Source organism: Bacillus cereus group sp. BfR-BA-01311, from assembly GCF_022664295.1.
In the GTDB taxonomy this organism is placed as follows: domain Bacteria; phylum Bacillota; class Bacilli; order Bacillales; family Bacillaceae_G; genus Bacillus_A; species Bacillus_A cereus.
On the sequence record NZ_JAKUHC010000006.1, the window covers coordinates 145,462 to 170,441 of the forward strand.

Below are 24,980 nucleotides of genomic sequence, written 5' to 3' on the forward strand. Positions count from 1 at the left end.
ATCTATGTTTCGCACAATGATGAGAGCAAAGTTACATCGTGCAACTGTAACGGAGGCAAATTTAAATTATGTAGGTAGTATTACAATTGATGAAGACTTAATGGATGCAGTAAATATTGTAGAAAACGAAAAAGTCCAAATTGTAAATAATAATAATGGTGCTCGCTTAGAGACATACGTTATTAAAGGGGAACGCGGTAGTGGTGTTGTTTGTTTAAACGGTGCTGCGGCAAGACTTGTACAACCAGGGGACAAAGTAATTATTATTTGTTATGGGCTAGTTACGGAAGAAGAGATTCATACACAAGAACCAAAAATTGCAGTACTAGACGATAATAATCAAATTATTGAAATGTTAGGTGCTGAAAAAGCGGGTACGATATTATAAGTAGAAAGGCTATCTCCATTGCGGAGATAGCTTTTTTGTGCATCTTTTCATTAAGATGAGATAAAACGTGGTATAGTAACATTATATAAATTATTGTTGTTTGAAAGGTAAGAAATTGAGGTGTTACATATATGAGTAAGCGTTATGTCGTTGTTGATTTAGAGACGACAGGGAACTCCTGGAAAGATGGGAAGGATAAAATTACCCAAATTGCAGCTGTTGTAGTAGAAGATGGAGAGATATTGGAGATTTTTTCGTCTTTTGTTAATCCAAAGAGAGAGATCCCACCATTTATTACAGAATTAACAGGGATTGATGAAAGTCTTGTAAAACAAGCCCCGTTATTTCAAGATGTAGCCCCGATGATTGTTGAGCTATTACAAGGTGCGGCTTTCGTTGCGCATAATGTTCACTTTGATTGGAATTTTTTAAATGAAGAATTAAGGCAAGCTGGATATACAGAAATACATTGTCCGAAAATCGACACGGTTGAATTGGCTCAAATTCTTTTGCCGACAGCCGATAGTTATAAATTACGTGATTTAGCTAAGAAGCATGAACTAGAGCACGATCAACCACATCGTGCGGATAGTGATGCTCTTGCAACAGCGGAATTATTTTTACAATTTTTAAATGAAATTGAAAAGTTACCACTTGTCACGTTGCAATCGCTTTATGAATTAAGTGATGTGTTCCAAAGCGATATAGCTGATGTGCTTTCTGAAAATATTTTAAAGAAAGTAATGCACGGTAAAGAAGATATAGTGGAGTATGAAATACATCGAAATATTGCGCTGAAAAAGCGGAACTATTCCTTAAACCTTGGAGAAACGTGTTCATCAAAGTTTGATGCTTTCTTGAATAAAACGATGGATAAATTGGAATCACATATGCCAAAGTTTGAAAGAAGAGAAAGTCAACAACTGATGATGAAAGAGATATATACGGCGTTAAGAGATTCTCGTTTTTCACTAATTGAAGCCGGTACAGGAACAGGAAAGACTCTCGCTTATTTGCTTCCTAGTCTTTATTTTGCAAAGAGAAAAGAAGAACCTGTCATTATAAGTACACAAACGGTACAACTCCAACAACAAATATTAGAAAAAGAAATTCCGTTATTACAAAAAATAATGCCATTTTCATTTGAGGTAGCTCTTCTAAAAGGAAGAAAGCATTATTTATGCTTACATAAATTTGAGTATGCTTTGCAAGAGGAAGAAAAAAATTATGATATGGCACTTACAAAGGCGAAGATTTTAGTTTGGCTATTGCAAACTGAAACAGGTGATCGAGACGAATTAAATATTCCTGAGGGCGGAAAGTTACTTTGGAATCGTATTTGTAGCGATGCGTATAGTCCAGGCGGTATGCAAAGTAATTGGTTTAGTCGTTGTTTTTACCAGCGAGCGAAGAATAAAGCTTTATTTGCAGATATCGTTATTACAAATCATGCGTTATTATTTCAAGATTTTTCAAGTGAAGAACCGTTGTTTGCTTCATGCGAACATATTATTTTTGATGAAGCTCACCATATTGAAGAAGCCGCGAGTAGAACATTGGGTGAACAGTTCTCTTGTATGTATTTTCAATTGGTTATATCTCGTCTTGGGACACTAGAAACAGAAGATGTACTCTCCAAAGTATATAAAATGATGAAAAAATCAGAGCAAGCATCTCGTTCAACTTTCCGTATGATAAGTTATAGTTTGAAGGAACTTAAGTTTGATGCGGATGAACTCTTCCAAATGTTACGTACTTTTATATTTAAACAAACAAAGCAAGAGCAAGGAACGAATAATATGCCGCTCATCTATAGGTATAACGCAGAACTAGAAAAAGGTAAGTTGTGGGATAGTATCGTCGAATTAACAAATCGTTTTATATATGAATTAAGAAGGGTAGTAACTGCTCTTGAGAAGCAAGTGGATATATTGCAAAGTAAGTTAGAATGGGAGATGCATGTTGTAACAGGTGAATTTATGCATTTAATTGAGTTGCTGAGAAAGATGGCAGAATCATTACAGTTACTCGTATTAGAAAAGAATTCGTATGTAACTTGGATGGAGACTGAAACGAAAGGGACGATTCATTCAACAGTTCTATATGCACAGCCTGTTCATATTGGTGAAAGATTTGCTGATGAATTTTTAACAGAAAAAAAGAGTGTTATTTTTACATCCGCAACACTAACAGTTAACGATACGTTTGATTATATAAAAGAGGAACTTGGTTTACATGATTTCGCTCCAAATACTTTAAAGGTTCCGTCGCCATTTCGTTATGATGAACAGATGAAATTAATGGTGTCAACGGATGTACCTTTTATTAAGCAAGTAAGTAATGAGCGATATATTGAATCTATATCGGAACATATTGCAAAGATAGCGAAAGCCACAAAAGGCAGAATGCTCGTTTTATTCACTTCGTATGAAATGTTAAAAGAAGCGTATGCGAATTTAAAAAATAATGATGAATTAGAGGGTTATTTATTACTCACCCAAAGTGTGAATAATAGAAGTCGAAGCCGCTTAATTCGAAAGTTTCAAGAGTTCGACAAATCAATTTTATTAGGGACGAGCAGTTTCTGGGAAGGAATAGATATTCCTGGAGATGCCTTAAGTTGTCTTGTTATAGTCCGTCTACCATTTACACCTCCTCATCAGCCGATGATGGAAGCGAAAGGTGAGTGGCTAAAAAATCAAGGTGAAGATGTATTCGGTAAATTAGCGCTCCCACAAGCAATATTACGTTTCAAACAAGGATTCGGCCGCTTAATTCGAACGAATACAGATACAGGAACGGTAGTAGTGTTAGATCGTCGTTTGACGAGTTCTTCCTATGGAAAACGATTTCTACAATCGATTCCTAACGTACCTCTTTATGAAGGACCATTAGAAGAATTGTTAGTACAATTAGAAGAACCATCAAATGAATAAAAATGGAAGAAAAATACGCCTGAAGTACTTATAAACTTCAGGCGTAAAAAATGTGGGTAGGAGGAATTTTATTTTTCTTACTTCTTGTATACAAAATGTGTTGGTTTTCGACTTGAAACCTTTTTTTGCTGTACATGTCCTGCTATAATAGATGGGTGATGAAGCAGGGGTTGTAAAGAATGTACTCTTATTGTAACCGCATTGCGTTCTTCTATAATTAGAAATTTTTGTGTAACGGAGGAGTTTTTTCATGGATAAGAAAATCGAAGTACTATCAACGACGCGTATTAAATATTCGTCGGATTTGTATAAAATTGTTGATAGTTTAAATCGTACGTTAAAAGAGCAGGACCTCATGTTCGGACTAGCATTAGACGAAAAAGATAAAGAAACAGCTGTATTTACGATTTACAGAACGTAGTGATACAATGAAAAAGTGGATCTTTGCAATCATTATTGTTATCGTTGCTAGCGGAATATATGGGGCGTATGTTTATAATAAAGCGATGGGAAAGAAAATTCCAAAAGAGTCGAAATTTGTAGAAATTGCTAAAGAAAAAGCAAAGCTTACAAAGGTGAAATCTGTTGATTATTACAACGGAAAATCTGCATATATAGTCGTGCAAGGTACAGATGAAAAGGGAGAACAACTTATCGTTTGGGTGCCTGAGAAAAAAGGGGATACTGTAGTAAGGAAAAAGAGCGAAGGTATTTCTGAAAAAGAGGCTATACAAAGAACAATAGAGCAAGTCGGCAATGAAAGTAAGGAATCAAAAAGTAAGCCGAAAGAGATTATGAAAGTGAAATTAGGCTTTGAAAATGATGTACCACTATGGGAAGTTACATATATTGATGATGACAATCGTTATAGTTATTACTATCTTGAATTTAAAGATGGAAAATTTTTAAGACGATATAGCATTGAAAAATAGATGTAGGGGGAACTACAAATGAAATTAGCAAAGCGAGTAGCTGCTTTAACACCGTCTTCAACTTTAGAAATTACAGCAAAGGCACAAGCATTAAAAGCAGAGGGTCATGATGTAATTGGATTAGGGGCAGGGGAACCTGACTTTAATACACCAGAGCATATTATGGATGCTGCACATAAAGCGATGTTAGAAGGGCATACGAAGTATACACCAACAGGTGGATTACAATCGTTAAAACAAGAAATTGTGAAGAAATTTACTCGCGATCAAGGTATTGCGTATGATCCATCTGAAATTATTGTATGTAATGGTGCAAAGCATGCATTATATACATTATTCCAAGTATTACTTGATGAGGGAGATGAAGTTATCATCCCAACTCCTTACTGGGTAAGCTATCCAGAGCAAGTAAAGCTTGCTGGCGGTAAGCCGGTTTATGTAGAAGGTTTAGAAGACAATGAGTACAAAATTACAGCAAAGCAGCTGCGTGAGGCAATTACAGAGAAAACGAAAGCAGTTATTATTAATTCACCGAGCAATCCAACAGGAATGATTTATAGCAAAGAAGAATTACAACAGCTTGGAGAAGTATGTTTAGAACATGATATTTTAATCGTTTCTGATGAAATTTATGAAAAATTAATTTATGGTGGCGTAGAATATACTTCAATTGCCCAGCTTTCTAATGCATTAAAAGAACAAACACTTATTATTAATGGTGTATCTAAATCTCATTCTATGACAGGATGGCGTATTGGATATGCTGCAGGAAATAAGCAGCTTATTAAAGCAATGACGAATTTAGCGAGTCATAGTACGTCAAACCCTACTTCAATCGCTCAATACGGCGCAATTGCGGCATATGCAGGCTCACAAGAACCTGTGGAAACAATGCGTCAAGCCTTTGAAGAGAGATTAAACATCATTTATGATAAATTAATTCAAATCCCTGGCTTTACTTGTATTAAACCGCAAGGGGCATTTTACTTATTCCCTAACGTAAAAGAAGCTGTAGCTTTATCAGGATATGCAACAGTTGATGATTGGGCAAAAGCTCTATTAGAAGAGGAAAAAGTGGCTCTTGTACCAGGTACAGGATTTGGTGCTCCAAATAATGTTCGTTTATCATATGCGACATCTCTTGAACAAGTAGAGAAAGCATTAGAGCGCATCCATACATTTATGAAAAGTAAAGTGCAAGCTTAATTTTATATTTCATTCATGTAATATAAAAAACCTCCCTATTAATGGGGAGGTTTTTTTGACGGATTGTGGCAAAAAGAAATAGCTAAAGGTGTGTTATACTAGAGAGCGAGGTGTTTGGTGATGAAAAAGAAAATGATGTTACAGTGGTTTGAGCAGGGAAGCATTGCAATTCCAAAATTACTTATGATGCATTATAAAAAATTAGGTTTAAATGAGACGGAATTTATGGTTGTACTTCATGTACACACATTTTTAGAATCAGGTAATTCGTTTCCGACTCCTTCAGAGATTTCTGAACGGATGACGATAACGGAAATGAAATGTATGGAAGTAATTCAGACGTTGATTCAAAAAGGTTTTTTATCACTAGAAGGTGGACAAAGATCAGAAGCGATGATGTGCGAAAGTTATTCTTTACAACCGTTATGGGAAAAAATATTACATTTCTTAATGGATGAATCAATAGAGGAAGAGCAAAAAGAAAAAAAACAGCTACAAGTAAATTTATATACAGTATTTGAAAAAGAATTTGGAAGACCACTTTCGCCGTTCGAATGTGAAACGTTAGGGATGTGGGAGGACCAAGATCAACATCATCCAAATTTAATTCAAGCGGCTCTTAGAGAAGCTGTAATGAGTGGAAAACTAAATTTCCGATATATTGATCGTATTTTATTTGAGTGGAAAAAGAATGGAATTAAAACGGTAGATCAGGCTCAAAATCAAGGTCAAAAATTTAGAGCGAATCAACAAAGGGCACAACAAATGACAAAACAAGAGACGAAATTTACTGGAAAAGTGCCTTTTTATAATTGGTTGGAGCAGTAATATAGGAGGAAAAATATGCTTAACAAAACGCAAATCCGTTATTGTTTAGACACAATGGCGGATATGTATCCAGAAGCACATTGTGAATTGGTTCATGATAATCCATTTGAACTTGTAATCGCGGTGGCATTATCTGCACAATGTACGGATGTACTTGTAAATAAAGTGACAAGAAATTTATTTCAAAAATATAAAACACCAGAAGATTATTTAAGTGTTTCTCTAGAAGAATTACAACAAGATATACGCTCTATCGGATTGTATAGAAATAAAGCAAAAAACATTCAAAAATTATGCCGAATGTTATTAGATGACTATAATGGAGAAGTACCGAACGATCGAGATGAACTTACGAAATTACCAGGTGTAGGAAGGAAAACAGCGAATGTTGTAGTTTCCGTAGCGTTTGGAATTCCGGCAATTGCTGTTGATACACATGTGGAGCGAGTGAGTAAACGATTAGCTATGTGTAGATGGAAAGACTCTGTGTTAGAAGTAGAAAAAACATTAATGAAGAAAGTACCAATGGATGAGTGGGGAGTTACACATCATCGTATGATTTTCTTTGGACGTTATCATTGTAAAGCACAACGACCGCAATGTGAGGAATGCAGACTGTTAGAAGTATGTCGTGAAGGAAAGAAGCGAATGAAGGTGAAATAAAGGATGGAACGAGTTATAGAAATACCGAAAGAATTTCACTGTTTACCATTTTTTAAAGAAAGTGTAAATTTAATTAAGTATCATACAGACAATTCTTTTGAAGAGATAATACAAAATACTTACTTTATATTTGATATTGAAAGACAGTATGAGCCATGGAAGGAAATTGAAAACAGCATTCCAGTGATGTTGAATGTATGGAAAAATAAGCATGAAGACATTGCTATACTGTTTCGAAATAGAAATAAGCAAGAGGCTGAGGGGCCAATGATTCTTTTTGCAGCTCACTTGTTATCGGTTGTCTATTGGCTAAATGAACAACCTGTTCATAGTTTGAATGAAATGCAAATAAATACGAATAAATTAAAAGTGCAACCTGTTAATTTTATGGAAAGATATTCATTCATTATAAAGAAACCGAGTAATTATCATTCTTATATTCAATTAGCGCAGTTGTATATCGAAATAGAAAAGCTGTATGTAAAGAAAATGATAACAAAAAAGAAGTCCGCTTCTCGTTAAGAGAAACGGACTTCTTTTTTTGTATATTAGGACTCTGTTGTAACAACAGCACCGTCTGCGTGAGGTGTATCTCCTCCGGGATTTTGGTGTTGCTGTTCTTGTTGTTTCTTAGCCTCTTCTTCAGCTTTTTTCTTGGCCTCTTCTTCAGCTTTCTTCTTAGCTTCTTCTTCAGCTTTTTTCTTAGCTTCTTCTTCAGCTTTCCTTCTAGCTTCCTCATCAGCTTTCTTTTGAGCTTCTTCTTGCTGTTTACGTTGTTGTTCTTGCTGTTGTTCTTGTTGTTTCTTAGCCTCTTCTTCAGCCTTTTTCTTAGCTTCGTCTTGTTTTACTTTATCTTCATTAGCCTTTTTCTGGGCTTCCTCATCAGCTTTTTTCTTAGCTTCTTCATCGGCCTTTTTCTTAGCCTCTTCTTCAGCTTTTTTTGCATCTGGAGTTCCGCCAGGCGCAGTGAAGGATGCACCAACTGCTGGGCTTGTGCCAGTACCTTTTTTCGCTACTACAGAGAAGCTGTAAGTAACACCTGGTTTAATACCACCAAGAGTAGCTGTCGTACCACTTATTGATAGGCTACCACTTGAACCGTCAGTTGCTTTATAGCTGGCTGCATATGCATCAACTTCTGCTGGTCCAGACCAGTTTAGTGTAACTGTGCTAGCGCCATCAAAAGTGACATTCAGACCACTAGGGGCATCTACTTTAATTTGTTTAATTGCATCTTTTTTCGCACCTTTTACGTATAATTCTCCGTTTATTTCTTGTACAGAAGAAGGACGTTCAAAGCGTGATTTATCTGTAGCGAATTTGCTCATCATTACTTGGAACATTTGCTGTGCAATTTTAGTATAACGATCACTAATGTAGTTTTCTGGACCATTCTTTACGTAACCAGTCCATACAGCCATCGTATATTGTGGTGTATATCCAGCGAACCAGCTATCCCTGTTTGCATCAGCTGGAATGCCGTATTTCTTTAAATCTTTTGCATCAAAGTTTTGCGTTCCAGTTTTACCCGCTACGTCAACACCTGAAACATATGCTGTTGGTCCTGTACCACCAGAACCAGGTTTTACTACGTCACGAAGAACGTCAGTTACCATGTAAGCTGTATAGTCTTGCATAGCGCGTTGTTCTTTCGGTTTAAAGCTTTTCTTTTTCCCGTCCGGGAAGGTTACTTCTTTTACGAAGTGTGGTTTATTATAGTTACCACTATTACCGAAGGTTGCATATGCACCTGCTACTGCTAATGGAGAACTATCGTTACTACCAATTGCAGTAGATTCATGTACTCCATTTTCAAATGTCATGCCTAAACCTTCAGCAAACTCTTTTGATTTATTAAGTCCAACTGTTTGAGCTGTCTTTAAAGCCGGGATGTTTAATGACTTCTTCAATGCTTCACGAAGTGAAACGTCACCTTTAAAACTCCCTGTAGCATTTTTAATCTTTGTGCCATCCGAATAAGTATATTCAGAGTCATTTAATTGATGGTAAGTAGACCATTGGAGATTCTCAATCGCTGGACCGTAGTCGAAAATTGGTTTCATTGTTGAACCAACTTGGCGTTTTAAATCAGTTGCCATATTATGACCTTTGAAAGTGGACTTATTTTCTTTACGTCCAGCACCAATTGCTCGAACTTCTCCAGATTGTGTATCCATAAATACGAATGATCCTTGGAATTGATCGTTTGGATACTTAATAAGATTACCATCCATAATTTTTTCAGCGTAATCTTGAGCATCTTGATCAAGTGTTGTATGAATCGTTAAACCATCTGAACCGATATTTACATCAGGATATTCTTTTTCAACTTCTTTTACAACCGCATCTAAAAATGCTTGATACTTCATCTCAGTTACTTCTGAAGACGGTTGAAGGCCCTCAGTTACTGGGATCTTAACGGCGTTATTCATTTCTTCTTTTGTTATATAACCATGTCGATTCATTAATGATAATACGACATTACGACGATTTGTTGCTCGTTCAACATTTTCCTTTTTTGTTGGATCATAAATGTTTGGACCTTGGGGTAAACCAGCGAGCATAGCAGCTTCATGTAATTGCAAGTCTTTTAAATCTTTACCATAATATTTTTGCGCTGCTGTCGCAATACCGTATGAACGGTTACCTAAATTAATCTTATTTAAGTACATTTCTAAAATCTCATGTTTAGAGTATTGTTGCTCTAATTTGTAAGATAAGTACCATTCTTGTACTTTTCTTTTAGCAGTTTTGTCCATCGTTAGAAAGTAGTTTTTAACGACTTGCTGTGTAATCGTACTACCACCTTGGGAACCGAAACCACCAGTGACATTTTCCATAACTGCTTTTGTAGTTCGTTTAAAATCAATTCCATTATGATCATAGAAACGCGAATCCTCAGTTGCAAGGAATGCATTTTCAACTACTTTTGGAATTTGATCATAAGTAACGTGTGTTCGTTTTTCAGCACCGTATTCATAGAAGAAATTCCCGTTTTTATCAAGAAACTTTGTTGATAAAGGATTAACAAGTTTGGCTTTGTCTAATTTTGGAGCATCCTTTACCATAACAAAGAAAGCGGAAACGCCGGCTACAAGACCAACGATACCAAGAAGTAGACAACCTATAAGAAATTTCTTGAAAAAGGAGCCTTTTTTCTTTGGTTTTTCTTCTTTATGTATTTTTTTCTCTTGATTTTTCACATGATTTCGTTCTGTACGAGAACGATAATTATCTGACATTATACTTTCTCCTACCTTTCATTCTCTCCCCCAAAAGTCGAAAAAAGAGCCTTAGTGATGACTCTATCACGAAAAATAAACCATGTCTAGTACACGGATATAGTCAATCCGAGGGTGATAACCGCATGATAATAAGGATCCATGCTCTTCTATTTCTTCTTTCGTAATTGACTTGCGTCCACCAGTATTTTGACGATTCCAAAATGCAATAATATGTTTTGCATCTAGTAAATAAAATTCATCAAAAAGTGTAAATTTAATAATAACAAATGCAATTCCATTATGAGCAACCACTTGCTTCATATGTTCAATTTGATGAAGGTGGAAGTTTTGAAGTGGGAAACTAGTTTTATTTTTTGTTTCCTTTGCTTCAAAATCGATGTATTTCCCTTTGTATACACCGTTGTAATCTGTTGTAGAAGGTTGTTTAAAATACGCTTCTTTTACCACTGCAGCACTTCGAGCGGGGTAATCTACTTTTACAATTTGAAGAGGTGTAGGCTTTTTATGTACACATGCAATATTATGGGTTAAGTAATATTGATTTGTTTCATTCAATTCCTCTTCAAGGGACATACCTCTATTACTATAAGTATGTGTTTTTATAGGTGTTTTTTGAGGTTGTGAAGCTTGATTATACCTTTTTCCATTTGGGTAACGAATGGTCATAGTGTGTCCACCCCCAACTTGCTAAGAATTACTTACAAAGGTGATTATATCAAAAAATGAAAAAAGATGTGACCTTTTTGATGAAAGGTATGATGACTTATTTATGTTTACATGGAATGATTATATGAAAATGAAACAAAATCGAGAAAAAAATTTTTGTACAGAGGAAGAAAAAGCAATCATTCACAATATTAAAAAGAAAACAGAAATAGCTAATGTGGACAATATTTCTCGGACACAATCTTATCAAGAATATTATTTAAGAAATAGTGAAATCAGGTGGGCCTTTTTAGCGAGTATGGTTTCGAGAAATGCGGGCTGGAATATGACTGATTTAGAAGGGAGATATTATGCTACTGTTTTACCTAGAACGGTAAAAAAACATTTATTTATTCTGTACGAACAGGCTAATTGGATTATTTTTTTAGATGCATTTCCTCAGCTATTATTGTATGAGGAAAGTAAGAAGAGACGTGCACCTCTCTTTCATTTGTTACAATATTTCAACGTATCAATTTTTATGGAAAAAGAATGGTTACTTTTCTGGGAAAGAAGAGATATGAATAGGCTTATGACAGCGCTTATTATAAATGAACAAAATAAAATTCAAAAACCAGTCATTGAGAACACATATTTTAAAAAACATGTATTCCATACTGCACTTTTTAAAGTACAAGAAAGACTTCATATTAGTGCAGTTATCTTCCCAACAATTGAAGGGAGAATGTATGGATTTTCGGTTTATCAATTTGAAACGTTACAACAGCGTATAGAACTAGGAAAAAAATTAGCATGGTTATTGTTTCATCCAATTTATAATGGTTCGTTTTATAAGTTTGCATTGCAAACTACACATACTGGGTCTAGAGAAGATTATGAAGTTTACGCAAAGGAAACTCGAAAGTCTTATACGCCAACACTTAGAGATATTTATCCTGTTATTTTACATGAAGAAATAAAAATGAGAGATTGGTTTTGTGCAAATATGAAAATGAATGTGCTATTTGTACCTGAAGAACCTAAAGGGGAAGTTAATATAACAGAATGGTATAGAAGAAAGAGAGAACAAATCTATAGGCTATCTATCGCAAATCGTTTTGCTAAAAGGATGGATGAGTTCATGATATAATAAAAAAGAAGTCCCGTCTTCCATTTTGAAGACGGGACTTCTTAATTTGAAACAATCCTGCTATGTGTGCTACAACTTTAATCTCAAAACGTAATGCTAGTAGGAGATTAAGGGTGACTTGGAATTTAACTGTTCGTAATAAAGTCTCGCTTTATGTAGCAGGGAAGTTTGGACCATCTAGCTTTGGATTGCCAGTCTCGGGTTTATTTTGTTGTTTGTTTTGGTTTTTCTTTTTTTCATTTTTGTTCTTTGCCATTGTAATACACCTCCTTTTTGTATTGTTACCATTTCTATAAATGACATACGAAATGATTTCTTTGACGAATAACAACTAGTTTTGTCATGTGGGCAGGAGTGGTGAATCATTCGGCGAAATTACATGACAAAGGAAAAGCAAAGAAGGAGGCGTTTTGTATATGGCGATGGTTCAGAAGGAAGATGTAATGAAAAAAATGGATCAAATGTTAAGTTCTCTCGATTTGCTGGAAATGAATATAGGGATTAGAATGAATCATGCATTAAAGGATGCGAGTGAAAAAATATGCAATAAGATAGAAATAACAGAAATGCATATTGAACATATGGAAAATAAATTAGTGCATCACGAAGAGAAAGGGAATTGGGTAAAGACATTTCAAAACGTCGTAGTGAGTGCATAATAAGGTGGGAAAGAAATGAAGAATGAAGCATTAATACAGTCTTCAGAAAAACTCATGCAGTATAATAATGAAGCGAATGTAAAAAAGAGAGAACTAACCGAATACGACTTTTATAAGGATATGAAACCGTTTGTAGATAGGGTAGATGAGGAATTAAAGAAGTGGAAAGAATTAGCTTATAAGTGGATTAAAGAAGAAAAGCCAAAATATATACATGTACAGCAAATTGATCAAGTATATGATAATTTACAAACGAATGTGTTGCAATGCTTTGTAAATAAAGGTAAAGGTAAACGATTCTTTGAAACACACCAAGCCATTTCGTATACTTTGCAAAATATAGTTGAGCAATGTAAATAACAAGAGGGAGAGCCCTCTTGTTATTTTTATGCTTCTGTCATTGTTGTAGGTTTTGTTGCGCCGTTTATTTCTAATTCTTTTATTAATGTTCGATAATCTGAAATGCATATTTTTCCTTCGAGATACCAATGTCTCGCAAAGTCTAATAATTCATTTGCATTCTCTGTGCAATACCCCTTTTTTTGAGAAAACGCTTGTTTTAAATCCCCTAATACCATGTTGATTCCTCCCCCATGAGAATCTTCTTCTTCATTATCATAGCATGGAAGGGTTTTCTTTTTTAATTTTTTAAAAATTTAAACTTCCGACAAAAATAGACAGATACTCCATCACACATATTATTTTATAGGTACATATTATATATGTAGAAACTTATGTGAAGGAGGAGAGAATGCATGTTTCAACAACCTAACTTATATCAGCAAACGAATCCATATGCACAGCAAAATATGTACCAATATAATACGGATACATATTTACGGTATAATATGTATCCTTTCGAGCCTTATTATGGAAATCAAAATTATTATCAACCGTTTGAAGTGTCCTTTATGAATCAAGCTCAACAACCACAACAGCAGCAACCTTATGTGAATCAAGCTCAACAACCACAACAGCAGCAGCAACCTTATGTGAATCAAGCTCAACAATCACAAGCTCAGCAACCATACATGAATCAACCACAGCAGCAGCCTTATATGAATTCGCAATATTATATGCCACCACCATCGCCGTATGCTAATCAACAAGCGATGTTTTATCCACCAAAACAACCGTACCCGACGCAGGGTAAGCAAAAGCAACAACAGCCAAGTCAGTTTTCTAGTTTTGTTTCTCAATTTAAAACATCAGATGGTAACTATGATGTAAATAAAATGATGAATACAGCTGGACAAATGATGAATGCGATGAATCAAGTGACAGGTATTGTAAAGCAAGTTGGAGGCTTTTTTGGTAAGTGATGTTGAAGGATTGTCTATAAAAACAATGTAAATGAAATAAAGGACTAGACAAATTTCCTTGTAATAAATGGGTATATATAACAAACGGCTTTCTCTTTTTTCTCATACTGTAAAGTGTAATCAGATTTTTTTAACGAGAGAGGAGAGAAAAAACTATGCATCATTGTCATCCTTGCTTTGGAGGGCATAAGCCTACAGGACCTATTTGTACGACTGCTCCTGTCATTCATCCGACGAAACAATGCGTAACACACTCTTTTTCAACAACGGTGGTGCCACACATTTTCCCAACACATACAACACATGTACATCATCAACAAATTAAAAACCAAAACTTCTTCCCGCAAACAAATTCAAATGTAAATGTTGTGGACCCAATTGACCCAGGATTCGGTGGCGGATGTGGACCGTGTGGCCATGGTCATCATCATCATCACCACGGTCATCAAATATCTCCATTTGGGCCAGGACCGAATGTATCACCGTTTGGACCAGGACCAAATGTATCACCAGTAGGTCCAAATATCGGACCAAACGTTGGTGGAATATTTAAAAAGTAAATGATATGTTAGAACTAGCGAAATGCTAGTTCTTTTTTTGTAATTGGAGTGTTGATATGAAAGTTATTGCAGTAACAGGATATAAGCCATTTGAACTTGGAATATTTAAAAATGATCATCCAGGAGTGGAGTGTATAAAGAAAGCATTACACCGTAAATTACTCACTTTTGTAGAAGATGGTTTAGAATGGGTTATAATAAGCGGCCAATTAGGTGTAGAATTATGGGCTGCTGAAGTTGTTTTTGAAATGCAAGTAGAATATCCTGATTTAAAATTAGCGGTATTCACTCCGTTTTTAGAACAAGAAGAAAATTGGAAAGAAGATAATCGTGAATATTACGAATTTATTCTTTCTCAAGCAGACCATGTTGATAGTATCACGAAACGGAAGTATGAAAGCCCAGAGCAATTTAAATTAAAAAATCAATTTTTTATTGAAAAAAGTGATGCGCTTTTAGCGGTATACGATGAAGAAAAACCAGGAAGTCCCAAATATATTGTAGAATCAGCAAAGAAAAAAGGGGAAATAGAAAATTATCACAGTTATTTCATTCTTTTTTCTGATTTACAAGATATAATAGAAGAGGAACAGTGGAATAATGCAGAGTAATATGTAATATAGTACTCGTATATATGATTGACAAAAAGCATTGTTTCTGAAAAAATTTAGTTAATGAAAGTTTTGGTAAAAATTTGAGGTGAAGAAAATGATTTCGGATAAAATTAAATTAACAGCGAAAGATATTTTAGAAAAAGAATTTAAAACAGGTATGAGAGGTTATCAGCAAGAAGAAGTAGACAAGTTTCTTGATATGATCATTAAAGACTATGAAGCTTTCCACAAAGAGTTTGAGCAATTAAAGCAACAAAATGCTCGTTTAAAGCGTGAATTAGAGGAACAAAAACTAGCAGTAACGCAAGTTCCACAACAACCTGTACAAACACCAGTTGCACAACCGGTTTATAACAACACGAATACGGATATTTTAAAACGCTTATCTAACTTAGAAAAAGCTGTATTTGGAAGTAAGTTATACGAATGATGTAAGGTGGGAAAAGGTTTAAGCATTTTACATAGAAAAAAACGTTGCAAAATCTTTTTGTTTCCACTATACTAATGGATGTCATAACGTTTGGGTAATCGCTGCAACGCCAACGTTGTAGAGGAAAGTCCATGCTCGCACGGCCTGAGATGGCTGTAGTGTTCGTGCCTAGCCAATTCATAAGCTAGGGTATTCTGGCTGTAAGGCTGGTTTAACGGCAGGGAAAAAACCTAAGTCCTTTCGGATATGGTTTGACTACCTTTAAAGTGCCACAGTGACGAAGTCCTTGAAGAAATGATAGGAGTGGAACGAGGTAAACCCCACGAGCGAGAAACCCAAATAATGGTAGGGGAATCTTTTCCAAGGAAATGAACGACGGGAAAGGACAGGTTTTATAACCTGTAGATAGATGATTGCCACCGGAGTACGAGGCGTGGGCCGTTTGTAGTACAAAGGAACAGAACATGGCTTACAGAACGTTATGAACCAACTATGAAATAACTCAGCTCTCCTTTGTTAGAGGAGGGCTTTTTATTTGTATGAAGTTATAAAGTATGAGTTAAAATGGTTAATGAGAAAATTTTTCGTAAAATGTAATAATTAATAGGACCAATTGCTATTAATTATTGTTTGAATATACATAAGAGGTGAATGCAAATGGGAAAAGTTACTTTAATTGCAACAGCGGCAATGGGTATTGAAGCGTTAGTTGCCCGAGAAGTTCGCGATCTTGGTTATGAATGTCAAGTAGAAAACAGCAAAGTAACATTTGAAGCAGATGAAAAGGCGATTTGTCGTACGAACTTATGGTTACGTACTGCGGACCGTGTAAAAATTAAAGTTGGCGAATTTAAAGCAACGACATTTGATGAGCTATTTGAAAAAACGAAAGCATTAAACTGGGGAGATTATATTCCAGAGAATGGTGAATTCCCTGTTATCGGTAAATCTTTAAAATCTGAATTATTCAGTGTTTCGGATTGCCAACGTATCGTTAAAAAAGCTGTCGTTGAAAAATTAAAAACAACATATAAACGTACAACTTGGTTTGAAGAAGATGGTCCGTTATTCCGTATCGAGATTGCAATGCTCAAGGATATTGCAACATTAACAATTGATGCGAGCGGTGTTGGGCTTCATAAACGTGGATACCGTATGGATCAAGGGGAAGCTCCGTTAAAAGAAACATTAGCTGCGTCTTTAATTAAATTAACAAACTGGAAGCCAGATCGTCCATTTGTTGATCCATTCTGTGGATCAGGTACAATTCCGATTGAAGCAGCATTAATTGGACAAAACATTGCACCAGGATTTAACCGTGGTTTCGCATCTGACGAGTGGGGCTGGGTAGGGAAACAAAACTGGCGTGAAGCTCGTCAAGAAGCTGAAGATTTAGCGAACTATGATCAACGATTACAAATCATTGGATCAGATATTGATCATCGTATGATTCGAGTTGCTCAAGATAACGCAGAAGAAGTAGGCTTAGGCGATTTAATTACATTTAAACAAATGCAAGTAAAAGATTTTACAACAAAAGAGGATTATGGCTACGTTGTAACGAATCCTCCATACGGAGAACGTTTAAGTGAAAAAGCACTCGTTGAACAACTGTATAAAGAAATGGGACAAGTATTCCGCCCATTAGATACATGGTCAGCGTATGTATTAACAAGCTACGAAGCATTTGAGAAGTGTTACGGAAAAGATGCGTCGAAGAAGCGTAAGCTGTTTAACGGATTTATCCGTACAGATTACTACCAATACTTCGGAAAACGTCCACCACGTAATTCATAGTATAAAACTCCTCTAGCGCGCATATACTGGCTATTATGTAATGCGTAAAGGAGGAAGTCATATGGATAATTTTCAATTATCAATGATTCAAAAAGCTATTCACCGTACGTATGATGAGCTCGGAAAAGAAGTGGATAGTCAAGGTGCGATTGTAGATGAAATACAAAAAGCACAAGAAGAATATTTGTCAGCTCTTTCACATGAAACAGCGATTGATAAACGGTATTTAAAGTCATTAATATAGAAGAAAATTTTCCTTTTTCGAAAGGAAAATTTTTTTTCGTGAATTTCTATGTATTGCAACAGGGGAAAGTGGCTGCACACATATGCGTAGCAGTTGCTATTATCTTTTTATAGAAAAACTTTTTGGTTGGAGGCTAAGGATGTTTACTGAGAAGAGATTACCATTTGAAGTAGGAAAACAAGATAATTTTTATGATAAGTTGAATGAGTGGATTGGAGATGTGTTTTACGACATCCTTCCGGAAAAAGGATTTGAAGAGCGTGATGAACAAATTTTTATGGCGTTTCAGTTAGAACGCGCTTTCCAAGAAAAGAAAGTTATGTTCGCAGAAGCTGGTGTAGGAACAGGGAAAACAATTGTATATCTTCTATATGCAATTTGTTACGCGCGTTATACTGGGAAACCAGCTATTATTGCTTGTGCAGATGAAACGTTAATTGAGCAGCTTGTGAAAGAAGAAGGGGACATCGCTAAGTTATCTGAAGCATTAGGGCTATCTGTTGATGTAAGGCTTGCAAAATCAATGGATAATTATTTATGCTTACGTAAACTTGAAGATGTTATGAGTGGACGAGCTCCAGAAGTAATTGAAGACGTATATTACGAGTTACCACAGTTTGTATTCGATCATGGTACGATGCAAAACTTTACTCACTATGGTGACAGAAAAGAATTTCCACTTTTAAATGACGAAGAATGGTCAAAAGTAAATTGGGATTACTTCCAAGATTGCTTTACTTGTGATTCTCGTCATCGTTGTGGACAAACTCTTTCTCGTGAACATTATCGTAAAGCAGCAGATTTAATTATTTGTTCTCAAGATTTCTACATGGATCATATTTGGACGTACGATGCTCGTAAGCGTGAAGGGCAAATTCCATTGTTACCAGAAAGTAGCTGCGTTGTATTCGATGAAGGACATCTTGTAGAATATGCAGCTCAAAAAGCTTTAACATACCGTTTAAAGCAAACGATGATGGAGCAACTATTAACGAGATTGCTACAAAACGATATTCGTGAGGAGTTTGCACATTTAGTAGAAGAAACAATTTGGCAAACTGAACGATTCTTTGATGTGTTACAAGAGAATAAAAAGGAAATTGCCGGTTCTGATCGTCTAGAAATTACTGTGACAGAAAAAGTAACAGCTGAAGCGAAACGACTTTATGCAAAAATCGGTGAAGTTGGAGATGCATTAGTATTCGAAAGTGAAATGCATACAGTAAACACGTATGATTTAAATATTGTTGATGAGCATTTAGATGTATTAGAACATTCACTTCGTCTGTTCATGCACGAGAAAAATGTAATTACTTGGGGGGAAGAAGGTGATGGTGCCTTCACGTTAGTTATTATGCCGCGTGCAGTTGAAGAAGTGTTACAAGAGAAAGTATTCTCGAAGAAAATACCGTATATTTTCTCTTCTGCGACATTATCGAACAACGATTCATTCGCTTTCACAGCTAATAGCCTAGGGGTAAAAGATTACTTGTCATTCTCAGTTGCTTCACCGTTTGATTACGAAGAGCAAATGACAGTAAACTTACTATCATATACGAAAGAAAATGAATGGGAAAGAAAGTGTCAATATACACTTGAAAATATACAAAAAACAAATGGACGTACGCTTGTATTATTCCGTACAACGCAAGAGCTTGCAGCGTTCAAAGAGTATGTAAGTAAAGAGCAAATGTCGGTTCCGTTCTTATATGAAGGAGATCAGGAAATTAGCCAGCTCGTTTCTCGTTTCCAAAATGAAGAAGAGACTGTACTTTGTGCGGTTCATTTATGGGAAGGTTTAGATATTCCTGGTTCATCATTATCGCACGTTATTATTTGGTCTTTACCATTCCCTCCAAACGATCCTGTGTTTGAAGCGAAACGTAAGCACGTAAATGATCCATTCTGGGATGTAGATGTACCATATATGATTTTACGACTTCGTCAAGGAATTGGGCGTTTAATTCGTACAAGTGAAGATAAAGGTGCTATATCAATTTTCTTATCTGATTCAGAAGATGAGAAAGTAGTTGCAGCTGTGAAAAATGTACTGCCAGTAGAAGGTAAAGAATTATAAGGAGAAAGCTTGGCGCTTGCCAAGCTTTTTTTCTATTATAAAAGGAATTTATGTTTCTGTGTCGAATTAAATTTGAGGTAGAAAAAGGAGGCTTTTATACGATGACAGTTGCTACATATGAGGTAGAAAAACAATTTTTAACATACGTGAAGAAGATACAGAATTACGGAGAAGCATTAAGTTTAATGTTTTGGGATTTAAGAACAGGTGCACCAAAAAAAGGTGTAGATCAGCGTTCAGAAGTAATTGGTATGCTTTCGTCAGAAGTGTTTGCTATGTCGACTTCAGATGAGATGGGAAACTATTTAACAGAACTTGAAGCTTTAATAAGTGAAGATAAACTTTCTGAAACAACGAAGAAAATGGTTGAAGAGTGTCGGAAAGAATATGATAGAAATAAAAAAATTCCACAAGCTGAATATGAGGCTTATGTGAAATTAGAAGCGAAAGCAGAGAGTGTGTGGGAAGAAGCTCGTGAAAAATCTGATTTCGAAATGTTCCGCCCATACTTAGAAAAAATTGTTGAATTTAAAAAGAAATTTATTACATATTGGGGTTATGAAACATATAAATATAATACATTATTAGACATGTATGAGCCAGGTATTACAGTAGAAGTTTTAGATCACGTATTTGGTCAACTTCGTGAGCGCATCGTGCCGCTTGTAAAAGAAATCTCTGAGTCTAAAAAAGGATTAAAAACAAGTGCTTTATCGGAACAGTTTTCAAAAGAAAAACAAAAGAACTTTACATTAGAACTATTAAAGCAATTGAATTATGACTTTGAAGCAGGTCGTCTTGATGAAACAGTGCATCCTTTCGAAATTACATTAAATAGAGGGGATGTTCGTATTACGACACGCTATGATGAAAAAGATTTTCGTATGGCTGTTTTTGGAACGATTCATGAATGTGGTCATGCAGTATATGAACAAAATATTGCAGAACAATTTGAAGGTACACCACTTTGCAGTGGTACATCTATGGGTATTCACGAATCACAATCATTATTCTTTGAGAACTTTATCGGCCGTAATAAATCATTCTGGAAGAAAAATTATGATTTATTAAAAGAGTATAGCAATGGTCAATTTGATGATATGTCAGTCGATGAATTTTATGATGCAATTAACGAATCGAAGCCGTCATTCATTCGTATAGAAGCAGATGAGCTTACATACCCGCTTCATGTTATGGTGCGTTATGAATTAGAGAAAGAATTATTTGATGGTACATTACAAGTGAAGGACTTACCAGCAGCTTGGAATGATAAGATGGAAGCATATTTAGGAATTCGTCCGGAAAATGATGCACAAGGTGTATTGCAAGATGTTCACTGGGCTGGTGGCTCATTTGGATACTTCCCATCTTATGCGCTTGGTTACATGTATGCAGCGCAATTTAAGCAAAGAATGTTAAAAGACATTCCGAACTTTGATGCATTATTAGAAGAAGGAAACGTAACACCGATTCGTGAATGGTTAACAGAACATATTCACCAATATGGTAAAACGAAAAAGCCGCTTGAAATTTTAGAAGATGTAACAGGTGAAGGCTTAAATGCAAACTACTTAGCCGATTATTTAGAAGCGAAATATAAAGAGATTTATGAGTTGTAAAAAAAGAGCTGCTTAATTGCAGCTCTTTTTTAAAGGGGGATGGGAGAATGGACTATACATATACAGTAATGACGCAAGAAGAAGCAGAAGAAATTGCATAAAACTGGCATTATGAAGGGAAATATTCCTTTTACGATATAGAGGCAGATGAAGAAGATTTAGCTGAATTTTTACATGATGAAAGTAGAGGGAATCATACATTTTCTGTGAAGGAAAATGGCACTCTCATTGGTTATTTTACTGTTTGTAAAATAAATGACGGAACGGTTGATATTGGTCTTGGAATGAGACCTAATATAACTGGGAACGGATTTGGTTTACAGTTCTTAAACGCTATACTAGCTTTTAGTAAAGAAAAATATGGATGCAAGTATATAACACTATCAGTAGCTATATTTAATGAGAGAGCGATTAAAGTGTATAAAAGGGCAGGATTTGAAGTAGTTGGAACGTTTATACAGAAAACAAATGGTAGTTGTTTTGAGTTTTTGAAAATGAATTATATATGTAAAAATGATTAAAAAACAGAAGAATCTCCTTCTGTTTTTTTATGCAGAAATAAATCATACTTTTTGTAATTGGAAGTTTTGAAATTTTGGAAGAGGATGTGTATGATTGAAGTTTAATAGTAAATAGCAAGTTTAGTAAGGAGAGACAGCATGAGTATAATTAAAACGAAAAATGAAATAGAGTTAATACATGAATCTGGAAAATTACTTGCTTCATGTCATAGAGAAATTGCGAAGATGATGAAACCAGGTATTACTACAAAAGAAATTAATACGTTTGTTGAAGCATATTTAGAACAGCATGGTGCAACGTCTGAGCAGAAAGGGTACAACGGATATCCATATGCGATATGTGCATCTGTAAACGATGAAATGTGTCATGCGTTTCCGGCCGATGTTCCTTTAACTGAGGGTGATATTGTAACAATTGACACGGTAGTAAACTTAAATGGGGGTCTTTCAGATTCTGCTTGGACGTATAGAGTTGGAAAAGTTTCTGATGAAGCAGAAAAGTTGTTGTTAGTAGCTGAGAATGCTTTGTATAAAGGAATTGACCAGGCGATAATCGATAACCATGTAGGAGATATTGGCTATGCAATTGAAAGTTATGTAACAAATGAAGGTTTTTCTGTTGCAAGAGACTTTACGGGACATGGAATCGGTAAAGAGATTCATGAAGAACCAGCAATTTTTCATTTTGGGAAACAAGGACAAGGACCTCAGTTACAAGAAGGAATGGTAATTACAATTGAACCGATTGTAAATATAGGTATGCGATATTCTAAAGTAGATTTAAATGGGTGGACTGCACGAACGATGGACGGGAAATTATCAGCTCAATATGAGCATACAATTGCGATTACAAAAGATGGGCCAATCATTTTAACGAAGTTGTAATTGGAAATGAAAGAGTTTGCAAAACTCGAACAAAAATAGTGGTTTTTAAAAATTTGTACGTGTTTTTTCGATAAATGCTTTTCAAAGCATAAAAAGTACGTTATAATCCTTCTATAAAATAAATAGTTAGCTACACTCATATAATCGCGGGGATATGGCCTGCAAGTTTCTACCGAAGTACCGTAAATACTTTGACTATGAGTGAGGACGAATATAATTGCTTGTTTAGCATTCTTTTTTTGCGAAACTCCAAAAGCGCGTCTCTCACTTGTAACGAGTGGTGGCGGCTTTTGGAGTTTTTTTATTGCATAAGAGGGGGAACAAACATGAAAGTATTACAAGAAAAGATTTTGAACGAAGGAAAGGTTTTATCTGGTGACGTATTAAAGGTAGATGCTTTTTTAAATCATCAAATTGATCCAGTACTTATGCAAGAAATCGGAAAAGAATTTGCTAAACGTTTTAAAGAAGAGAACATTACAAAAATCGTGACGATTGAATCTTCAGGCATTGCACCAGCAGTTATGGCTGCATTAGAGCTTGGTGTAAAAGTAATTTTTGCACGAAAACGTAAATCGTTAACGTTACAAGATAATATGTACGTTGCAAACGTATATTCATTTACAAAACAAGAAACAAATGAAATTTCATTATCTCGAAATCATATCGATGAAAATGATCGTGTATTAATCATCGATGACTTTTTAGCAAACGGTCAGGCTGCTTTAGGTTTAATGAGTTTAGTAGAGCAAGCTGGAGCGAGTATTGCAGGAATTGGAATTGTTATTGAAAAAGCATTTCAAGATGGAGGAAAGAAGCTTCGTGAACAAGGCGTTCGTGTTGAATCACTAGCAGAAATTGCATCACTTGATAACGGCACAGTTACATTTGTACAGCAAGAAACTGCGGAGGTGAAATAAACGATGAAGCAGCATCCATTTAAAATTGCATCGCTTGGTATGCAGCATATGCTTGCAATGTATGCTGGAGCAATTATCGTTCCGCTTATTGTGGGCGGTGGACTTGGTTTAAATCAAAAAGAGTTAACATATTTAGTCTCAATTGATTTATTAATGTGCGGCGTTGCGACAATTTTACAAGCATTATCAAATCGCTTTTTCGGTATAGGACTTCCCGTTGTACTTGGTTGTACATTTACAGCCGTTGGACCGATGATTGCGATTGGAAAACAATACGGTGTGTCCTCAATTTATGGAGCAATTATTGCTGCTGGGTTATTCGTTGTTATTTTTGCGAAATTATTTGGAAAACTTGTAAAACTGTTTCCACCTGTTGTAACAGGATCTGTTGTTACTGTAATTGGAGTTACACTTGTTCCAGCAGCAATTAATGATATGGCTGGAGGAGTAGGAAGTAAGGATTTCGGTAGTCTTGAAAATTTAGCATTAGCATTTGGTGTGTTATTATTTATCATCATTATGTATCGTTTCTTTGATGGATTTATTCGTTCAATCTCTATTTTACTAGGTCTATTGTTCGGTACTATCGTTGCAGCGTTTATGGGGAAAGTAAGTTTGCAAGCGGTTGGAGAGGCGGATTGGTTCCACGGTATTCAACCATTTTACTTTGGTACACCAACATTTGAATTAACACCAATTATTACGATGATTCTCGTTGCTTGTGTAGGGATTGTAGAAGCAACGGGTGTATACTTTGCATTATCTGATATTTGCAATAAAAAAATCGGTGAAAAAGAATTAACAAAAGGCTATCGCGCAGAAGGATTAGCGATGGTGTTAGGTGGCATTTTCAACGCGTTCCCATATACAACATACTCTCAAAACGTAGGACTTGTTCAATTAACTGGAGTAAGAAATCGCGTTATTATTTATACTTGCGGTGGTATGTTAATCGTACTTGGTTTCATTCCTAAAATCGCAGCTATTACAACAATTATTCCGAAATCAGTACTGGGCGGTGCGATGTTAGCGATGTTCGGTATGGTTATGGCATATGGTATTAAAATGTTAAGTAGCGTTGACTTCGGAAGACAAGAAAACTTATTAATCGTTGCATGTTCTGTCGGAATTGGGCTTGGCGTAACAGTCGTTCCTACATTATTTTCACAACTTCCAGAAAGCATTCGTATTTTAACAGATAACGGAATTGTACTTGGAAGTGCGTCAGCAGTACTTTTAAATATCGTATTTAATATGGTGCCGCAGCGCAAAGTGAAAGTAGAAGAAGAGCCAGTATCTATGCAAAATGCAGTAAGAGAAGCGTAAAAAAGCAAGGTCT

Annotated in this window: 26 protein-coding genes, 1 other RNA gene, 1 pseudogene and 1 riboswitch; of the genes and pseudogenes, 24 read left to right on the top strand and 4 right to left on the bottom strand. The window is 35.5% G+C overall.

Translation table 11 applies throughout. The features are described 5' to 3' along the window. The first annotated feature begins 4 nt into the window (after positions 1-4). The 8 genes from panD to MR136_RS16395 all read left to right on the top strand — a co-directional run bounded on the left by panD (position 5) and on the right by MR136_RS16395 (position 7,475). Positions 5-388, top strand: coding sequence for an aspartate 1-decarboxylase (gene panD, locus MR136_RS16360; protein ID WP_000490184.1), 384 nt, complete (start codon positions 5-7; stop codon positions 386-388). Positions 389-519: 131 nt separating this feature from the next. After that, positions 520-3,324 carry an ATP-dependent DNA helicase DinG gene (dinG, locus tag MR136_RS16365; protein WP_242259527.1) on the top strand — a complete coding sequence of 935 codons (2,805 nt, stop codon included), beginning with the start codon at positions 520-522 and terminating at the stop codon, positions 3,322-3,324. Between the two features lie 250 nt (positions 3,325-3,574). Beyond that, entirely contained in the window at positions 3,575-3,745 is a 171-nt protein-coding gene (locus MR136_RS16370; RefSeq protein ID WP_000358352.1) for a YpmA family protein, read from the top strand. 7 nt (positions 3,746-3,752) lie between these two features. Continuing rightward, complete coding sequence (locus MR136_RS16375) at positions 3,753-4,256, top strand: cell wall elongation regulator TseB-like domain-containing protein (protein WP_000758739.1); 504 nt, start codon at positions 3,753-3,755, stop codon at positions 4,254-4,256. An 18-nt stretch (positions 4,257-4,274) separates the two neighbouring features. After that, a complete protein-coding gene (gene aspB / locus MR136_RS16380; protein ID WP_000761571.1) occupies positions 4,275-5,462 on the top strand; it encodes an aspartate transaminase AspB in 1,188 nt (395 codons plus the stop codon). 120 nt (positions 5,463-5,582) lie between these two features. Then, positions 5,583-6,290: a DNA replication protein DnaD gene (gene dnaD / locus MR136_RS16385; protein ID WP_000728552.1), complete on the top strand. Its 708-nt coding sequence runs from the start codon at positions 5,583-5,585 to the stop codon at positions 6,288-6,290. Between the two features lie 15 nt (positions 6,291-6,305). Continuing rightward, positions 6,306-6,953 carry an endonuclease III gene (gene nth, locus MR136_RS16390; protein ID WP_000933034.1) on the top strand — a complete coding sequence of 216 codons (648 nt, stop codon included), beginning with the start codon at positions 6,306-6,308 and terminating at the stop codon, positions 6,951-6,953. Between the two features lie 3 nt (positions 6,954-6,956). Beyond that, entirely contained in the window at positions 6,957-7,475 is a 519-nt protein-coding gene (locus MR136_RS16395; protein ID WP_000442652.1) for a YpoC family protein, read from the top strand. Between the two features lie 26 nt (positions 7,476-7,501). Here MR136_RS16395 and MR136_RS16400 read toward each other — a convergent pair whose 3' ends face one another. Both MR136_RS16400 and recU read right to left on the bottom strand, forming a co-directional pair. Then, on the bottom strand, positions 7,502-10,195 hold the full coding sequence (locus MR136_RS16400) for a PBP1A family penicillin-binding protein (protein ID WP_017673008.1): 2,694 nt from the start codon (positions 10,193-10,195) through the stop codon (positions 7,502-7,504). A gap of 66 nt (positions 10,196-10,261) precedes the next feature. After that, positions 10,262-10,864: a Holliday junction resolvase RecU gene (gene recU, locus MR136_RS16405; RefSeq protein WP_000155598.1), complete on the bottom strand. Its 603-nt coding sequence runs from the start codon at positions 10,862-10,864 to the stop codon at positions 10,262-10,264. Between the two features lie 103 nt (positions 10,865-10,967). On the opposite strand from recU, the gene MR136_RS16410 reads away from it, so the two are divergent. Next, positions 10,968-11,993 carry a DUF2515 domain-containing protein gene (locus MR136_RS16410; RefSeq protein ID WP_000495658.1) on the top strand — a complete coding sequence of 342 codons (1,026 nt, stop codon included), beginning with the start codon at positions 10,968-10,970 and terminating at the stop codon, positions 11,991-11,993. A 151-nt stretch (positions 11,994-12,144) separates the two neighbouring features. Here the strand turns inward: MR136_RS16410 and MR136_RS28595 are convergent, their stop codons facing one another. Then, positions 12,145-12,324: a hypothetical protein gene (locus MR136_RS28595; RefSeq protein WP_001987054.1), complete on the bottom strand. Its 180-nt coding sequence runs from the start codon at positions 12,322-12,324 to the stop codon at positions 12,145-12,147. 85 nt (positions 12,325-12,409) lie between these two features. Here MR136_RS28595 and MR136_RS16415 point away from each other — a divergent pair, with 85 nt between their 5' ends. Continuing rightward, on the top strand, positions 12,410-12,652 hold the full coding sequence (locus MR136_RS16415; RefSeq protein WP_001252036.1) for a hypothetical protein: 243 nt from the start codon (positions 12,410-12,412) through the stop codon (positions 12,650-12,652). A 15-nt stretch (positions 12,653-12,667) separates the two neighbouring features. Then, positions 12,668-13,012, top strand: coding sequence for a YppE family protein (locus tag MR136_RS16420; protein ID WP_017673007.1), 345 nt, complete (start codon positions 12,668-12,670; stop codon positions 13,010-13,012). Between the two features lie 26 nt (positions 13,013-13,038). Here MR136_RS16420 and MR136_RS16425 read toward each other — a convergent pair whose 3' ends face one another. Next, the gene (locus MR136_RS16425) at positions 13,039-13,230 is read right to left on the bottom strand and encodes a YppF family protein (protein WP_000242652.1); all 192 of its coding nucleotides are present in this window, start codon (positions 13,228-13,230) and stop codon (positions 13,039-13,041) included. A 177-nt stretch (positions 13,231-13,407) separates the two neighbouring features. Between MR136_RS16425 and MR136_RS16430 the strand changes: the two genes are divergently transcribed. The 13 genes and pseudogenes from MR136_RS16430 (at position 13,408) to pbuX (ending at position 24,967) form a co-directional block, all read left to right on the top strand. Beyond that, on the top strand, positions 13,408-13,974 hold the full coding sequence (locus tag MR136_RS16430; RefSeq protein ID WP_000487608.1) for a YppG family protein: 567 nt from the start codon (positions 13,408-13,410) through the stop codon (positions 13,972-13,974). A 155-nt stretch (positions 13,975-14,129) separates the two neighbouring features. Continuing rightward, the gene (locus MR136_RS16435) at positions 14,130-14,534 is read left to right on the top strand and encodes a CotD family spore coat protein (protein WP_000546271.1); all 405 of its coding nucleotides are present in this window, start codon (positions 14,130-14,132) and stop codon (positions 14,532-14,534) included. A gap of 56 nt (positions 14,535-14,590) precedes the next feature. After that, positions 14,591-15,145, top strand: coding sequence for an SLOG family protein (locus MR136_RS16440; RefSeq protein ID WP_000862910.1), 555 nt, complete (start codon positions 14,591-14,593; stop codon positions 15,143-15,145). A gap of 97 nt (positions 15,146-15,242) precedes the next feature. Then, positions 15,243-15,578, top strand: coding sequence for a cell division regulator GpsB (gene gpsB, locus MR136_RS16445; protein ID WP_000622431.1), 336 nt, complete (start codon positions 15,243-15,245; stop codon positions 15,576-15,578). 86 nt (positions 15,579-15,664) lie between these two features. Further along, positions 15,665-16,055, top strand: an RNA gene (gene rnpB / locus MR136_RS16450) — RNase P RNA component class B. A 180-nt stretch (positions 16,056-16,235) separates the two neighbouring features. Beyond that, on the top strand, positions 16,236-17,375 hold the full coding sequence (locus MR136_RS16455) for a THUMP domain-containing class I SAM-dependent RNA methyltransferase (protein WP_000521224.1): 1,140 nt from the start codon (positions 16,236-16,238) through the stop codon (positions 17,373-17,375). A gap of 61 nt (positions 17,376-17,436) precedes the next feature. After that, a complete protein-coding gene (locus tag MR136_RS16460; protein WP_000368570.1) occupies positions 17,437-17,619 on the top strand; it encodes a DUF3921 domain-containing protein in 183 nt (60 codons plus the stop codon). Between the two features lie 139 nt (positions 17,620-17,758). Beyond that, positions 17,759-19,696, top strand: coding sequence for an ATP-dependent DNA helicase (locus MR136_RS16465; protein WP_017673005.1), 1,938 nt, complete (start codon positions 17,759-17,761; stop codon positions 19,694-19,696). 101 nt (positions 19,697-19,797) lie between these two features. Then, on the top strand, positions 19,798-21,315 hold the full coding sequence (ypwA, locus tag MR136_RS16470) for a carboxypeptidase M32 (protein WP_242259528.1): 1,518 nt from the start codon (positions 19,798-19,800) through the stop codon (positions 21,313-21,315). A gap of 47 nt (positions 21,316-21,362) precedes the next feature. Further along, positions 21,363-21,836 (top strand): annotated as a pseudogene (locus tag MR136_RS16475) (GNAT family N-acetyltransferase). 138 nt (positions 21,837-21,974) lie between these two features. Next, complete coding sequence (locus tag MR136_RS16480; protein WP_017673003.1) at positions 21,975-22,721, top strand: type I methionyl aminopeptidase; 747 nt, start codon at positions 21,975-21,977, stop codon at positions 22,719-22,721. 116 nt (positions 22,722-22,837) lie between these two features. Further along, positions 22,838-22,939: riboswitch (purine riboswitch) on the top strand. Positions 22,940-23,047: 108 nt separating this feature from the next. After that, positions 23,048-23,641, top strand: a complete 594-nt coding sequence (locus MR136_RS16485) for a xanthine phosphoribosyltransferase (protein ID WP_000866483.1) — start codon at positions 23,048-23,050, stop codon at positions 23,639-23,641. 3 nt (positions 23,642-23,644) lie between these two features. Continuing rightward, complete coding sequence (gene pbuX / locus MR136_RS16490) at positions 23,645-24,967, top strand: xanthine permease PbuX (protein WP_000809224.1); 1,323 nt, start codon at positions 23,645-23,647, stop codon at positions 24,965-24,967. Positions 24,968-24,980: the final 13 nt, after the last annotated feature.

Bases quoted from the DNA above. Each gene is read 5' to 3' on its own strand.
- panD (WP_000490184.1), top strand. From the start codon at position 5: ATGTTTCGCACAATGATGAGAGCAAAGTTACATCGTGCAACTGTAACG.
- dinG (WP_242259527.1), top strand. From the start codon at position 520: ATGAGTAAGCGTTATGTCGTTGTTGATTTAGAGACGACAGGGAACTCC.
- MR136_RS16370 (WP_000358352.1), top strand. From the start codon at position 3,575: ATGGATAAGAAAATCGAAGTACTATCAACGACGCGTATTAAATATTCG.
- MR136_RS16375 (WP_000758739.1), top strand. From the start codon at position 3,753: ATGAAAAAGTGGATCTTTGCAATCATTATTGTTATCGTTGCTAGCGGA.
- aspB (WP_000761571.1), top strand. From the start codon at position 4,275: ATGAAATTAGCAAAGCGAGTAGCTGCTTTAACACCGTCTTCAACTTTA.
- dnaD (WP_000728552.1), top strand. From the start codon at position 5,583: ATGAAAAAGAAAATGATGTTACAGTGGTTTGAGCAGGGAAGCATTGCA.
- nth (WP_000933034.1), top strand. From the start codon at position 6,306: ATGCTTAACAAAACGCAAATCCGTTATTGTTTAGACACAATGGCGGAT.
- MR136_RS16395 (WP_000442652.1), top strand. From the start codon at position 6,957: ATGGAACGAGTTATAGAAATACCGAAAGAATTTCACTGTTTACCATTT.
- MR136_RS16400 (WP_017673008.1), bottom strand. From the start codon at position 10,195: ATGTCAGATAATTATCGTTCTCGTACAGAACGAAATCATGTGAAAAAT.
- recU (WP_000155598.1), bottom strand. From the start codon at position 10,864: ATGACCATTCGTTACCCAAATGGAAAAAGGTATAATCAAGCTTCACAA.
- MR136_RS16410 (WP_000495658.1), top strand. From the start codon at position 10,968: ATGTTTACATGGAATGATTATATGAAAATGAAACAAAATCGAGAAAAA.
- MR136_RS16415 (WP_001252036.1), top strand. From the start codon at position 12,410: ATGGCGATGGTTCAGAAGGAAGATGTAATGAAAAAAATGGATCAAATG.
- MR136_RS16420 (WP_017673007.1), top strand. From the start codon at position 12,668: ATGAAGAATGAAGCATTAATACAGTCTTCAGAAAAACTCATGCAGTAT.
- MR136_RS16425 (WP_000242652.1), bottom strand. From the start codon at position 13,230: ATGGTATTAGGGGATTTAAAACAAGCGTTTTCTCAAAAAAAGGGGTAT.
- MR136_RS16430 (WP_000487608.1), top strand. From the start codon at position 13,408: ATGTTTCAACAACCTAACTTATATCAGCAAACGAATCCATATGCACAG.
- MR136_RS16435 (WP_000546271.1), top strand. From the start codon at position 14,130: ATGCATCATTGTCATCCTTGCTTTGGAGGGCATAAGCCTACAGGACCT.
- MR136_RS16440 (WP_000862910.1), top strand. From the start codon at position 14,591: ATGAAAGTTATTGCAGTAACAGGATATAAGCCATTTGAACTTGGAATA.
- gpsB (WP_000622431.1), top strand. From the start codon at position 15,243: ATGATTTCGGATAAAATTAAATTAACAGCGAAAGATATTTTAGAAAAA.
- MR136_RS16455 (WP_000521224.1), top strand. From the start codon at position 16,236: ATGGGAAAAGTTACTTTAATTGCAACAGCGGCAATGGGTATTGAAGCG.
- MR136_RS16460 (WP_000368570.1), top strand. From the start codon at position 17,437: ATGGATAATTTTCAATTATCAATGATTCAAAAAGCTATTCACCGTACG.
- MR136_RS16465 (WP_017673005.1), top strand. From the start codon at position 17,759: ATGTTTACTGAGAAGAGATTACCATTTGAAGTAGGAAAACAAGATAAT.
- ypwA (WP_242259528.1), top strand. From the start codon at position 19,798: ATGACAGTTGCTACATATGAGGTAGAAAAACAATTTTTAACATACGTG.
- MR136_RS16480 (WP_017673003.1), top strand. From the start codon at position 21,975: ATGAGTATAATTAAAACGAAAAATGAAATAGAGTTAATACATGAATCT.
- MR136_RS16485 (WP_000866483.1), top strand. From the start codon at position 23,048: ATGAAAGTATTACAAGAAAAGATTTTGAACGAAGGAAAGGTTTTATCT.
- pbuX (WP_000809224.1), top strand. From the start codon at position 23,645: ATGAAGCAGCATCCATTTAAAATTGCATCGCTTGGTATGCAGCATATG.